We start from the raw sequence: 13,222 nt of genomic DNA on the forward strand, positions 1-13,222 counted from the left end.
GCCACAATGTTCCCTCTCTCATCTTCACGCCCACCGCCTCAGCGGCGGTGCTGCCGCTGCGGCACCCTCTTCGTCAGGAAGGCGTCGATCCCTTCCTGCGCATCGGCCGCGACGGCGTTGTCCGCCATCACCTGCGACATCCGCGCATAGGCATCGGCCACAGGCAGTTCCCGCTGTTCGTAGAACGCGGCCTTTCCTAGGGCAACTGTAGCCGACGAGGCGGACGCGACTTTGAGAGCCAATTCCATGGTGGCGGACTCGAGGTCGGCGTCGGCGACGACATCGGAGACGAGACCGAACTTCAGCGCATCGTCAGCGGTCACGAAATCACCGGTCAGCAGCATCCGCATCGCCTGCTTCGCGGGCACCGCACGGGAGAGCGCCACCATCGGCGTCGAACAGAACAGCCCGATCTTCACTCCCGAAGTTGCGAATCTGGCGGACTCGGCGGCAACGGCCAGATCGCAGGTCGCCACCAGCTGGCAGCCGGCTGCCGTGGCCACTCCCTGAACCTGCGCGATGACCGGCTGCGGGATGGATTGGATGAGCTGCATCAGCCGTGCACAGGCATCGAACGTGGTCTGCTGCGTCTCCAGATCCGCCCCGCGGATCTCGGTGAGGTCATGACCGGAGCTGAACACATGGCCGGCGGTGGTGAGGATGACCGCGCGCACATCGGTGCGGTCGGCCACCTCGGTGAGGGTGTCGATGAGGTCTTCCATGACCTCACGCGACAGTGCGTTGCGCGTGGACGGCCGGTTGATCGTCACGGACGCGACTCCGTCGTCGAGGTGGCCGAATACAATTGATTCCGACATAGCCTCATTCTGCCAATGGTCGCCGGGCCGCGCGGAATCTGCGCAGACGATCTCCGCCCGCCTCCGGACACATCCGCCCCGAGGGATGCGGCACGGAAGGACTGGCATGACCACACTGCTGATGATCATCGGATTCGGTGCCGCCACCTCGGTGGTGGTCGGATTGGGACAGAAGCTCAAACTTCCGTGGCCGGCCCTCATGGTCCTCATCGGCATCGCCGGTGCGTTCATCCCCACCTTCGCCGAGGTGGCCATCGATCCGGAGCTCGTTCTCCCCCTCTTCCTGCCGCCCCTGCTCTTCGCCGCCGCACAGAAGACATCGTGGGCGCTGTTCGCGATCCGGTGGCGCACGATCCTCGGCATGTCCGTGGCGCTGGTCGGGGTGACCGTGGCCGCAGTCGCCGGGTCCGCGGTCTTCCTCATCCCCGGAATCACGATCGCCGCGGCCATCGCGCTCGGCGCCATGCTCGCCCCACCCGATCCCGTCGCCGTCGAAGCCGTCGCCAGCACCGTGTCGATCCCCCGCCGCATCATGTCGACCCTGCAGAGCGAGGGCCTGTTCAACGATGCCGCCTCCTTGGTCATCTTCCAGACCGCGATGGCCGCGGTATTGGCCGGCACCGAGGTGGACTATGCAGATCTGGCCGTGTCGTTCGTCGTCTCCGCCGTCGTGGCGATCATCGTCGGCCTCGTCCTGTCCTTCGCCGCCTGGTGGGTGATGGAGAAGATCGATCACACGATCGCTCGCTCCTCCCTCATGCTCGTCCTGCCCTTCGGCGTCTACCTCGTCGCCGAGCACTTCCACGCCAGCGGGGTCATCGCCGTCGTCGTCGCCGCTCTCGAAGTGCGGCGCCGCGATGTCGAGGGCAACTCGGCGGAGCGGGTGACGCAGAACTCGACGTGGCAGGTCCTCGAGATGCTCATCACCGGAATCGCCTTCGGACTCATCGGTCTCGACCTGCGCCTCATCGTCGAATCCGAGCACGCCGACCTCGGGCGAGCGCTGCTCGTCGGCGGGCTCATCGCTCTCATCGTCGTCGCCGTCCGCTTCGTATGGCTGCTGCTGGGCACTGTCATCGAACGCAAGCGACGCGAGGAGGATCCGGATGCCGCACCTTTGAGCGTCCGCGATGCCACGCTGATGACCTGGGGCGGGATGCGCGGCCTCGCCACGGTCGCCCTGGCTCTGTCGATCCCGGCCACGACGTCCTCCGGCGCCCCGTTCCCCGGCCGGTCCTATATCGTCGTCGCGGCCGCGGTGGTCCTACTGGTCACTCTGGTGCTGGCGGGCCTGAGCTTTCCGACCGTCGTCGCCGCCCTCGGCATCGACGACGAGGCGGAGAAGGAACATCAGGCGACCAGGGACATCGCACTGCGCGCCTACAAGGCCGCGATGCGCGAGATCAAGAACGATGACAGCCTGCCCGACGACGTCATCGAACCCCTGCGGGCACGGTTCAAAGTCCTGCACGATCACCTCAGCGGAACCACCGATGATCAGGCGAGCTCGGAACAGGCGATGGCCTTCAAGGAACACCGGGAGCAGATGCTGGCCGTGCAGAAGAAAGCCATGCAGTCCGCCCGCGCCGAGGTGCTCAAGGCCCGTCGCGAACGCGGCACCGATCCGGAGGTCGCGGACAAGGTGCTCCACCGCTTCGACCTCCAGTCGGTCATCACGAGGTAGGGACGGGCGGCGAAATTCTTCTCGATTTTCAAAGTTGAGCGGAATAGACTCAACTTTGTCGGTGTTGTTCCTTTCGAGAGCTGAAATCAGCACAGAATTTGAGAAGGAGATGCGTACATGGACGCACAGATGACAACCAGATCCCGGGAGGCGCTGCAGGCTGCGGTCAACGACGTCGTCGCCCGGAAGAACAACCAGATCGAACCGGCTCACCTCGTCGCGGCCCTGCTCGACCAGCCCGATTCGCTCGCTGCGACCCTGCTGACGAAGGTCGGCGCCGACCCGCAGGCCGTGCTGCGCTCCATCGAATCCGTGATCAGCGGGTTCCCCACCGTCAGCGGTTCCACCGTCAGCCAGCCGGGACTCTCCCGCGCCGGCCTGGAGATGGTGAACCTCGCGCAGGAGGAGATGACGGCGCTCGGTGACCAGTTCGTCTCGACCGAGCACCTGCTGCTCGCCGCTGCGGCCGGCAAGGACGGCGCCGGTGAGGCCCTGCGCGCGAATGGGGCGAACCGGGACGCGCTGCTCGCGGCCCTGCCCGAACTGCGTGCCGGAAAGAAGGTAACCTCGGAGAACCCCGAGGAGACGATGCAGTCGCTGGAGAAATTCGGCATCGACCTCACCGCCGTCGCCCGGGAAGGCAAGCTCGACCCGGTGATCGGCCGCGATAAGGAAGTGCGCCGCGTCGTGCAGGTGCTCTCGCGCAGGACGAAGAACAACCCCGTCCTCATCGGTGAGCCCGGCGTCGGCAAGACCTCCGTCGTCGAAGGCCTGGCCCAGCGGATCGTGGCCGGAGACGTGCCCGAATCGCTGCGCGACAAGACCCTCATCAGCCTCGACCTCTCCGCAATGGTCGCCGGTGCGAAGTACCGCGGCGAGTTCGAGGAGCGGTTCAAGGCCGTGCTCGAGGAGATCAAGAACGCCGACGGCCGGATCATCACCTTCATCGACGAGCTCCACACGATCGTCGGTGCCGGTGCCGGCGGAGACTCCTCGATGGACGCAGGCAATATGCTCAAGCCGATGCTCGCCCGCGGTGAGCTGCGGATGATCGGTGCCACCACGCTGGACGAGTACCGCGAGAACATCGAGAAGGATCCCGCCCTGGAGCGGCGGTTCCAGCAGGTCTTCGTCGGTGAGCCCAGTGTCGAGGACACGATCGCGATCCTGCGTGGGCTCAAGGAACGCTACGAGGCCCACCACAAGGTCTCGATCAACGACGGCGCCCTGGTCGCGGCCGCTACGATGTCGAACCGGTACATCACCGGCAGGCAGCTGCCGGACAAGGCCATCGACCTCGTCGACGAGGCGGCTTCCCGCCTGCGGATGGAGATCGATTCGGCCCCTGTCGAGATCGATGAGCTCCGCCGCGCCGTGGACCGCCTGAAGATGGAGGACATGGCCCTGGCGAAGGAGACCGATTCCGCCTCGATCGAGAGGTTGAGTGCCCTGCGTGCCGACCTTGCCGACAAGGAGGAGGAGCTGCGCGGACTCGAAGCCACGTGGGAGTCCCAGCGTGCCGGCCTCAATCGGGTCGGTGAGCTGAAGACGAAGCTCGACGAGCTGCGTTCGGCCGCCGAGAAGGCTCAGCGCGACACGGACCTCGAAACCGCATCCCGCCTGCTCTACGGCGAGATCCCTGCCGTGCAGAAGGAGATCGCCGAGGCCGAAGCCGCCGAGGCCCAGGCCGAGGCGGGAGCGGAATCCGATCAGATGGTCTCGGACAAGGTCTCGAGCAACGACATCGCCGAGGTGGTCTCCTCGTGGACGGGCATCCCGGCCGGACGCCTCGTCCAGGGCGAGGTCGAGAAGCTGCTGGGAGCCGAGGGCATCCTCGGTGAGCGTCTCATCGGGCAGAAGAACGCCGTCGCCGCGGTCTCCGACGCCATCCGCCGTTCGCGTGCCGGTGTCGCCGACCCGGACCGCCCGACCGGTTCGTTCCTGTTCCTCGGACCCACCGGCGTCGGCAAGACGGAGCTCGCGAAGTCTCTCGCGGACTTCCTCTTCGACGACGAGAAGGCCCTGATCAGGATCGATATGAGCGAATACGGTGAGAAGCACACCGTGTCCCGCCTCGTCGGTGCCCCTCCGGGCTACGTCGGATACGACGAGGGCGGCCAACTCACCGAGGCGGTCCGCCGTCGCCCGTACTCCGTCGTCCTGCTCGACGAGGTGGAGAAGGCGCACCCCAGTGTCTTCGACATCCTGCTCCAGGTCCTCGACGACGGGCGGCTCACCGATGGTCAGGGACGCACGGTCGACTTCAGGAACACCATCCTGATCCTGACCTCGAACCTCGGCTCGCAGTTCCTCGTCGACGAGAGCCTGTCGACCGAGGAGCAGCGGTCCAAGGTGCTCGATGTCGTGCATTCGACATTCAAGCCCGAGTTCCTCAACCGCCTCGACGACATCGTGCTCTTCGATGCGCTCAGCCAGGCAGAGCTCGCCTCGATCGTCGATCTGCAGATCGCGCACATGTCGAAGCGGCTGTCTGACCGTCGGGTCTCGCTCGAGGTCACTCAGGGTGCCGAGGACTGGTTGGCGCTCGAAGGCTACGACCCAGCGTTCGGTGCCCGTCCGCTGCGCAGGCTGGTCCAGCGCGAGATCGGCGACAAACTGGCCCGCGCTCTGCTGGCCGGCGACATCGTCGACGGGGACACCGTGGTCGTCGACCTGCCCGATGATCCCGAGGCCACCGGCCTGGAGCTGCGCCCCAAGCGGTAAGGCTCCCGGCACAGCACAGAAATGGGACACCCTGCTCTGGATCGCTCACTTTCTTCGGTGAGCATTTCAGAGCAGGGTGTCCCATTTCAGCTTCTGCTGGATGCTGAGCGCTGTGCGTGACGGTTACTTGCCGCGGGAGCCTGTGGAAGTCCGCGTACGAGTCTTCGAAGATCCGGCCTTCGCGCCGCCGCGACCAGCCGTACCGCCACGGCCACCAGCGGAACCGCCCGAAGCCCCACCGACCGACCGCGGCGCCGACGACGTCCACCAATGCCGCAGGTAGGCGCTGACCTTCGCGAATGAGCGGTCGCGGATGAAGATCGCATCGACGGCGATCATCGTCAGCGAGAACCACGGCAGACCCATAAGCAGGGCGATGCCCAAGTGGAAGGACAGGATGCCCAGCAGCGCGATGATGCGGGTGTAACGGTTGAAGAGCATGAACGGGAAGGCGCACTGGAAGAGGATCGATCCCCACGAGATCGCCACGACCATCGGCCCCCACGCCGTCATCAGGTCCGACAGCACCGGCCACGTGCCGAACTGCTGAGTGTGCAGCGGGTTGTACACGGCGTATCCGTGCTGCCACGCTTGGCCACCGGCCTTATACAGTCCGCCGGACATGTAGATCGCGCACACCTGGAACGCGAGCACGACGATGGCAAGGTTGTTGGCCATGATGAGCGCCCAGCGCCACTGCCCGCCGTCATTGTCCGGGAACTCCGGATTCCGTGCCCGCCGCCTGGCATCGAGTGACCACCGGCGGGTCGTGTCGGCGAAGAGCATCGCGATCATGAACATCCGGTAGGCGTTGTCGCCCTGATCCCCGGCCCCGTCGTTGAGCTCGATGAAGCTCACCCACAGCACCAGGTAGATCGGCAGGATGATCCGCGTCCGCCAACCGAGGATGATGACGATCGCCAGCAGCGCGAGTCCGATCATCATCGCCGTGAACAGCGGCGGAGTCGTCACCGCCCGGTGGAAGAGGGAGAAGAGCCAGATGTTCGGGAAGTCGCTCTTGGGTTCGGCGATCTCCCCGTTCCAGGCCGATCCCACACCGAAGGTGTAATGCCGCGCGCTGAAGTTCGTGAGGATGAGGCCGAGTCCGGTGAATCCGATGAGGATCCGCGTCACCGCCAGCCCGTACGTTGCGTGGTACCGGCCGGTGAGCATCTCCTCGAGCCAGTTCCACCCCTGCGCTAGCTTCGTCCGCACCAAGCTCGTCACCGGGACCAGCCCGAATTCGGGCGCCGAGTCACTCACCGAGGCGGCCCCATCGTTTCCGCGGCCCGCGAAGTCCGACCCGTGGTCCTTCTCCCGCTTCTCCGCCGAGGCGGCCGTGCCGGTCCGCTGGTCCGTGACCTCGCCGTCGGGATCGTCCCGGTCCTTGCGGTTCGTGTCGTCACTGTTCACCGACGCACCTCACTTCGTCCGAGGCACAGAAGTACTTCGTGAACTCCTCTTGGGACTGATCGTCTTCGACGACGAGTGCGCGCCATCCCACGGGGACGGGCTGGATGTTCGGACGCTTCGCGTCTTTGTCATTGCGTTCGGCGAACGGCACGACGTTCTGACGGGCGGCCTGGTATTGGACGCGCTGGACGTCGTCGCCCCAGATGGCCTTCGCCACCTGCGTCGCATATGCCGTGGCCAGATGCTCGCTCTCCAGGTAGGCGGGAATCGCGTTCTCCGGGTCGTCGTAGTCCTTCAGCTTCGTCTCCAGCCGGTCGACGGAATCGTCGCCCTTGAAGTAGTCGAGTTTGACGATCGCCTTCTGATCGTCGGGCAGCTCTTCCCACGAGCCCTTGATGTCCGAGGCCACTCCGACGCCCAGCCCCGCCGACCGCGGCGGGAACAGCTTGTATGTCGAATGGTCGAGCTCGACATCGGTGGCCCGCACCCACTGAGTGATCTCTTCGCCGCTGTCGGTCTTGATCACCGCGCGCACATCGAAGTAGTAGTCGCCGTTGATCGGCTCGGGGGCGAACACGCTCCACGACTGTCCCCACAGCGGGATCATGTATTTGGAGAGCAGGTCACCGGGAATCACCTCCCTCGCCGTCGAGGCAGGGGCGATCCACAGGAAGCTGGCGAAGATATGGAACCCTGTGATCGCCATCGCGATGACCATCAGGGTCCGTTTCACCGCCGATCGTCGCCGAGGCTTGACCCCGGTCGGCTCATTGTCCATCTCGGTTCCGAATCTCTCTCAGCGAACACATCTGGCGGCACCGGGATTCTCGGGTCGCCCCAAGAAGTCCACGGTGAAAGCACACAGTGACTAGAGTACTTCAGCTGTAAAGGCGTATTGCCGCGCGCTCAGCTCTGTGAACGCAGCCACGCCTTGACCGCTTCGGTGGAGTCGCCGAGCGTCGGTGGAGCCAGTTCGTAGCTGGGCGGGGTCTCGGACAACCGGATCGGGTTGGCCACGGTGGGGATGACGCGATCGCCCTGACCCGCCTCGGCGACGGGCTCGAGTCCCAGCGACGATGCCAGGTCCACACCTTGGGCGATCGAGTTGATCGGCGCACAGGGCAGCCCCGCCTCGGTGAGGATGTCGAACCATTCCTGGTTCGTCTTCTCACTCAGCGCCGCGATGAGCTCGGGTTCGAGGTCATCGCGGTTGACGTTGCGGTCGGCGAAGTTCGCGAACCGAACGTCTTCCGCCCATTCCGGGTGGCCGAGCACCTCGGCGAGGCGGGCGAACTGCTTATCGTTGCCGCACGCGATGATGATCTGGCCCTCCGCCGTGGGCATCGGCTGGTACGGGTAGAGGCTCGGGTGCTTGTTGCCCATCGCCTGCGGCACGACGCCGCCGGCCACATAGGCCGAGGTCTGGTTCGCCAGCCCGGACAGCGCCGAGGACAGCAGATTCGTCTCGACGAGCTGACCGACCCCGGTGTCCTTGCGATGGTTGAGCGCACCGAGGATGCCGACCGCCGTATGCAGTCCCGTGATCACGTCGACGACGGCGACACCGGCCTTGACCGGGCCCGACTCCTCGGAGCCGGTGACCGACATGAATCCGGACAGACCCTGGATGAGCAGATCGTAGCCCGGCTGCGGGTTGTCGCGGCCGAAACCCGTCACCGAGGCGTAGACGATGCCAGGATTGACCGCGCTGACCGTCTCGTAGTCGAGGCCGTACTTCGCCAGTCCCCCGGCCTTGAAGTTCTCCACGAGCACATCCGCACGAGCGGCGAGCTGCTGAGCGAAGGAGAGGTCCTCGGAGTCCTTGAAATCGAGGACGACGGAGTGCTTGTTCCGGTTCGCCGTGAGGAAATACGTCGCATCTTCCCCTCGCCGAGGCGGCGCCCAGTGACGTGTATCGTCCCCGGTCTTCCCCTCCACTTTGATGACCGTGGCGCCCAGATCCGCAAGCATCATCGTCGCGTAGGGGCCGGCGAGGACTCGGGAGAAATCGGCGACGATGGTTCCGGCCAGCGGCCCCGTCCCTCGCCGGCCGAACATCTCCTGCAGATCCTGGTCTTCCACTTCCTGCCTCCTTCGGCACGTTCTACTTGCCTGTTCTTCGCCTGACTATACGGAATCGACATGGCCGCCCTGGCCTGTGGGGTGAGCGTCCGCGGAAACGAGCCGAGAGCCGGGCGGGCGGCAACGAAATCCGTCGACCGCCTCGGCGAGTTTCTGGCTACACTCGGGCACAGTGCCGGGCCACCAGGAAGGGATGAACGATGACGTTGCACATGCCGGCGGAGACCGCCGCCCAGGACCGAGTCTGGATGGCGTTCCCATCCTCCGGCTACACGCTCGGCGATACGGAGGTCGAAGCCGAAGCCGCCCGCGCCACCTGGGCCGCCGTTGCCCGCGCCACCAGCGAGTTCACACCGGTCACGGTCGTCGTGACCAGCGCACAGACCGACCATGCCAAGCGCCACCTCGGCGAGGGGATCGCTCATCCGATCACAATCGTCAACGCCGAACTCGACGATGCGTGGATGCGCGATATCGGGCCGAGCTTCGTCATCGACGAAGCCGGGGCACTGCGCGCAGTCGATTGGGTATTCAACGGCTGGGGCGCGCAGGAGTGGGCAACGTGGGATCACGATCAGCACATCGGGGAGTTCGTGGCGGGCCTGGCCAGGGCTTCTGTGGTGTCGTCGGATCTGCGCAACGAAGGCGGCGGATTCCACGTCGACGGGCAGGGCACGGTGCTGGCCACGCGGAGCGTCCAGCTTGATCCGGGCCGGAACCCGAACCTGACCGAGGCCGATGTGGAGGCTGAATTCGCGCGCACGATCGGAGCGAAGAAGGTCATCTGGCTCGACCGGGGTCTGCACCGGGACAATCAGACCTTCGGCACGCGTGGGCACGTCGATATCGTGGCCACGATGCCCAGCCCCGGCGTCGTCCTCGTCCACGATCAGCGCAATCCCGAACATCCGGACTACGAATTCAGTCGCGCGCTCAAGGAGCAGTTCGCGGCCGAGACCACCGCCGACGGCACGGCCTTCGAAGTGGTGCCGATCCCGGCTCCCGAGGTGCTGCGCGACGAGGAAGGGTGGGTCGACTATTCGTATGTCAATCACCTCGTCACCAACGGCGGGGTCATCGCCTGCACCTTCGACGATCCGATGGACGCCGAGGCGGCAGCCGTGCTCGAGCGCGTCTACCCGGGGCGGAAGGTCGTCGGAGTCGATGCGCGTGAACTCTTCGCCCGCGGTGGCGGAATCCACTGCATCACCCAGCAGCAGCCGAGTCTCGACTGAGCCGAGCCGCTGCCGTCGAGAATCTGCGATGACGGCGCGGGTGAATCCATACCCGTAAGAGCCCGACTCGGTATAAGCTGGATCTTGAGGGCACAGTGCCCGTGCGCTGCCACATCGCTGCTCGGACCTGTGCCGCACAGCAGAGCCGAATACGGTGACGTCGAGTTGCGAAGAGGAGCAAGACCATGAAGAAGAGATTGATTCTCCTGGCCGGTCTCGGAGTCGGATTCATTCTGGGATCACGCACCGGGCGTCAGAGCTACGAACGGCTGAAGGCCCAGGCTCAGGATCTGTGGACCGACCCGCGCGTCCAGGACACCGTCGAGAAGGCCAACCAGTCCATCCGTGAGAAGTCCCCGGCTGTGGCCGATGCCGTGCAGACCGCGGCCGACAAGGTCAATGCCGCCGCTGCCACGAACACTCCCGTCTCCGAATTCGACGGTGACGAGGATTCGGCTGGTGCGCAGGCAGACACGGCGGCGAAGAGCACCACGGCCGCGCAGGAAACAGCGAAGTCGAACACCACGGCGAAGCACAAGTCCTCGCCGAAGGCCCAGGACTCGATCACCGATCCCGAGCGTCACCTCGAGGACGAAGGTCCGGCCGGAGTCTCCGACGACCACTGAGAGTCGGCGGACTGGCTGAGTCGCCGCGCACTTCGGTCAGCGCGACCCCGACCTAGTTCGCTACGGCCCAGAAATAGGCGTTTAGCCCAGTTTTGAAACTGGGCTAAACGCCTTTTTCTATGCTGTTTGCGGATCCCACTGCATTGGATGACCGCGGCTTCCACCGCGGCGGCAGGCTGCGTCCCCGCGCGACTACAGCAGCGAACTCGTCAGCCGGGCGACGTTCTCCAGATACTTCTTCAGCAGCGACCGCGACCGCCATTCCTCGGCATTGAGCTCAACGGAGTTCGGTGCATAGCGTTCGGCTTCGAGGTCGTACATGCGCTGAGTGAATTCCTTGTTGACGATGAAGAGGGTGACCTCGAGGTTCATCGCGAAGGACCGTTCATCCATATTCGACGAACCGATGATCGAGACCTCGTCGTCGATGATGAGGAACTTCGAATGCAGCACGGTCGGGGCGTGATACATGAAGATCCGCACCCCGGCGCGCACCAGCTCGTCATAATAGGACTGCTGCGCCTTGTGTGTCAGCCAATGGTCGCTCGTCTCACCGACGTAGAGGCGCACATCGACTCCCGATCTGGCCTCAGTCGTCAGCGCGTGCAGCAGGGACTCGTCGGGCACGAAATACGGCGAGCAGACGACGACGCGACGATTCGCGTTGTAGATGAGGTGGTTGAACAGGCGCAGATTGTTCTCGTCCTCGAAGCCGGGGCCCGACGGCACGATCTGCGCCTGGATGCCGCCGAATTCGGGAGCTTCGAGCTCGAAGCTGTCGGGTTCGTCGAGGATCTCGTCGGTCTCCGAATACCAGTCGGTGATGAACACGGCATCGAGCTCTTCGACGACCGGCCCACGACATTCCACCGACAGGTCCTTCCACTGGAAGCCCTTCCGGCGGTTTCGAGCCTTGTTGTAGGTGCGGTCGATGATGTTCTGCGAACCGGTGAACGCGACCTCCCCGTCGACGACGAGGATCTTGCGGTGATTGCGCAGGTCGGGCCGCTGGTACTCGCCCTTCCAAGGGCGGATCGGCAGGGCACGGCGCCAGCTGATGCCCGAACCGTCGAGCTTCTTCACCAGCTCCGAATAGCCCGGGTAGCCCAGCGATCCAACATGGTCGATGAGGACCCGTACACTCACACCGCGCCGGTGCGCGGCCAGCAGCGATTCGAGCAGCCGCCTCGTCGTGTCGTCGATGGCGACGATGTAGAACTCGAAGTGGACGAACCGCTGTGCTCGGGCGACGGCATCGGCCATCGCCTCCATGCAGGCGTGGTTGTCGACGTGGAGGTCGAAGGAGTTGCCGTGGGTCATCGGCAGGGCACCGAGGTCGAAGTTGAGCTGCGCTGCGGTACTCAGCGGTTCGGACATATGGTCCTGGCGTCCGACGATCGCCTGGTGGCGGATCTGATCGCGGAAGAGGTCATTCATCTTCGCCTGCTTGTCCCGCCGCCGCTTCGGCAGCTTCGACGACCCCAGCAGCAGGAACGCCGCAATGCCCACATACGGGATGAGGAAGATCGCAAGCAGCCAGCCGAGCGCGACCGACGGCCTGCGATTGTGCGGAATCCACCCGAGCGCGATGATGCGGATGATCATGTCGACCAACAGCAGGATGATGATCAGCCAGTTCGGCCAAGCCTGGTTGATGTTGAGGAACGGATAGATCCCGAAACTGCTCATATAGTGCTCGTTCACCCCGCCCTGTTCGTCACCGGTTGGGTTATCGGCCTCAGATGGAGGATGTCAGATTGTCACCCATCGTATCCTGCCCGCCCCGCGCGCACTCGCCCCACCCCACCGTCGGCCGTCCGTCCGACCCCGGGCATACTGGGAGAGGACTTCAATTGCTGAGAGCGAAGGTGCTGAACGTGATTCGAGACATCAACCCCGAGGGTTCCGACCGTTCGGATACCGCCGACAGCGCGAGCCGCGGTCCCGATATCGCCGACGCCGAGGCGGTCCCGATCAGGCCCGCTGTCAGCGTGCTTATGCTCCGCGACGGGGACCAGGGGATCGAGGTGTTCGTCCAGCACCGGGTATCGACGATGGATTTCGCCGCCGGCGTCGTCGTCTTCCCCGGCGGTCGCGTCGACCCCGTCGATGCGACGACCGCACCGACCATCACCGTCCCCGACCCGCAGGTGCACACCTCCGCATGGTCCGATTCGACCATCGCCGAGGATGCCGAGGGTTGGCGCGTCCTGCTCGCCACTGCTGTGCGCGAAGTCGAGGAGGAGACGGGCGCGGTCCTCGACCCGGCCGGACTCAAGCCGTGGGCGAACTGGGTGACGCCGTTGGGTCGGCCCAAACGCTTCGATACGTACTTCTATACGATCGCGGCTCCCGAACTCGCCGCCGCCCAGCACCAGACGACGGAGGCGCACACGAGCGAGTGGCGCTCGGTGACCGGGATCCTCGCAGAGGAGGGAGCCGGACGGCTGAAGCTCATGCGTCCGACGTTCGTACTGCTGCGTGAGCTCTCCGAATTCTCCACCGTCGCCGAGGCGATCACCGCAGACCGGATCATCGACCCCGTCCGCCCGGAGTTCCCCTCCAACCGCGGTTCTTAGGTCTCCTCATTCGACTGCGTCCTACTTCCCGCGCCTGAGTCCAGGATCCCGCTGTTCGCAG

10 protein-coding genes are annotated in these 13,222 nt (G+C 65.1%); 5 read left to right on the plus strand and 5 right to left on the minus strand.

From position 1 onward, the window contains the following. Window positions 1-38 precede the first annotated feature (38 nt). Entirely contained in the window at window positions 39-818 is a 780-nt protein-coding gene (locus LJ362_RS15450; RefSeq protein ID WP_264799909.1) for an enoyl-CoA hydratase, read from the minus strand. Between the two features lie 106 nt (window positions 819-924). On the opposite strand from LJ362_RS15450, the gene LJ362_RS15455 reads away from it, so the two are divergent. Both LJ362_RS15455 and clpB read left to right on the plus strand, forming a co-directional pair. Next, a complete protein-coding gene (locus LJ362_RS15455; RefSeq protein ID WP_264799910.1) occupies window positions 925-2,502 on the plus strand; it encodes a Na+/H+ antiporter in 1,578 nt (525 codons plus the stop codon). 117 nt (window positions 2,503-2,619) lie between these two features. Then, window positions 2,620-5,226 carry an ATP-dependent chaperone ClpB gene (gene clpB / locus LJ362_RS15460; RefSeq protein ID WP_264799911.1) on the plus strand — a complete coding sequence of 869 codons (2,607 nt, stop codon included), beginning with the start codon at window positions 2,620-2,622 and terminating at the stop codon, window positions 5,224-5,226. A 123-nt stretch (window positions 5,227-5,349) separates the two neighbouring features. On the opposite strand, the gene LJ362_RS15465 is transcribed toward clpB, so the two are convergent. The 3 genes from LJ362_RS15465 to LJ362_RS15475 all read right to left on the minus strand — a co-directional run bounded on the left by LJ362_RS15465 (window position 5,350) and on the right by LJ362_RS15475 (window position 8,721). Next, on the minus strand, window positions 5,350-6,639 hold the full coding sequence (locus LJ362_RS15465) for an HTTM domain-containing protein (RefSeq protein ID WP_264799912.1): 1,290 nt from the start codon (window positions 6,637-6,639) through the stop codon (window positions 5,350-5,352). After that, window positions 6,629-7,417, minus strand: a complete 789-nt coding sequence (locus LJ362_RS15470) for a DUF5819 family protein (RefSeq protein WP_264799913.1) — start codon at window positions 7,415-7,417, stop codon at window positions 6,629-6,631. Before LJ362_RS15470 ends, LJ362_RS15465 begins: the two co-directional genes overlap by 11 nt. Before the next feature lie 128 nt (window positions 7,418-7,545). Beyond that, on the minus strand, window positions 7,546-8,721 hold the full coding sequence (locus LJ362_RS15475) for a CaiB/BaiF CoA transferase family protein (RefSeq protein ID WP_264799914.1): 1,176 nt from the start codon (window positions 8,719-8,721) through the stop codon (window positions 7,546-7,548). Between the two features lie 200 nt (window positions 8,722-8,921). Between LJ362_RS15475 and LJ362_RS15480 the strand changes: the two genes are divergently transcribed. Further along, window positions 8,922-9,956, plus strand: coding sequence for an agmatine/peptidylarginine deiminase (locus tag LJ362_RS15480; protein WP_264799915.1), 1,035 nt, complete (start codon window positions 8,922-8,924; stop codon window positions 9,954-9,956). Window positions 9,957-10,141: 185 nt separating this feature from the next. Further along, a complete protein-coding gene (locus LJ362_RS15485) occupies window positions 10,142-10,582 on the plus strand; it encodes a hypothetical protein (RefSeq protein WP_264799917.1) in 441 nt (146 codons plus the stop codon). 192 nt (window positions 10,583-10,774) lie between these two features. Here LJ362_RS15485 and cls read toward each other — a convergent pair whose 3' ends face one another. Further along, a complete protein-coding gene (gene cls / locus LJ362_RS15490; RefSeq protein WP_264799918.1) occupies window positions 10,775-12,271 on the minus strand; it encodes a cardiolipin synthase in 1,497 nt (498 codons plus the stop codon). Between the two features lie 188 nt (window positions 12,272-12,459). Between cls and LJ362_RS15495 the strand changes: the two genes are divergently transcribed. Next, window positions 12,460-13,161 (plus strand): NUDIX hydrolase, encoded by a 702-nt coding sequence (locus LJ362_RS15495; RefSeq protein ID WP_264799919.1) that lies wholly within the window; start codon window positions 12,460-12,462, stop codon window positions 13,159-13,161. Window positions 13,162-13,222: the final 61 nt, after the last annotated feature.

The organism is Brevibacterium sp. JSBI002, assembly GCF_026013965.1.
Classification (GTDB): domain Bacteria; phylum Actinomycetota; class Actinomycetes; order Actinomycetales; family Brevibacteriaceae; genus Brevibacterium.

Bases quoted from the DNA above. Each gene is read 5' to 3' on its own strand.
- LJ362_RS15450 (WP_264799909.1), bottom strand. From the start codon at position 818: ATGTCGGAATCAATTGTATTCGGCCACCTCGACGACGGAGTCGCGTCC.
- LJ362_RS15455 (WP_264799910.1), top strand. From the start codon at position 925: ATGACCACACTGCTGATGATCATCGGATTCGGTGCCGCCACCTCGGTG.
- clpB (WP_264799911.1), top strand. From the start codon at position 2,620: ATGGACGCACAGATGACAACCAGATCCCGGGAGGCGCTGCAGGCTGCG.
- LJ362_RS15470 (WP_264799913.1), bottom strand. From the start codon at position 7,417: ATGGACAATGAGCCGACCGGGGTCAAGCCTCGGCGACGATCGGCGGTG.
- LJ362_RS15480 (WP_264799915.1), top strand. From the start codon at position 8,922: ATGACGTTGCACATGCCGGCGGAGACCGCCGCCCAGGACCGAGTCTGG.
- LJ362_RS15485 (WP_264799917.1), top strand. From the start codon at position 10,142: ATGAAGAAGAGATTGATTCTCCTGGCCGGTCTCGGAGTCGGATTCATT.
- cls (WP_264799918.1), bottom strand. From the start codon at position 12,271: ATGAGCAGTTTCGGGATCTATCCGTTCCTCAACATCAACCAGGCTTGG.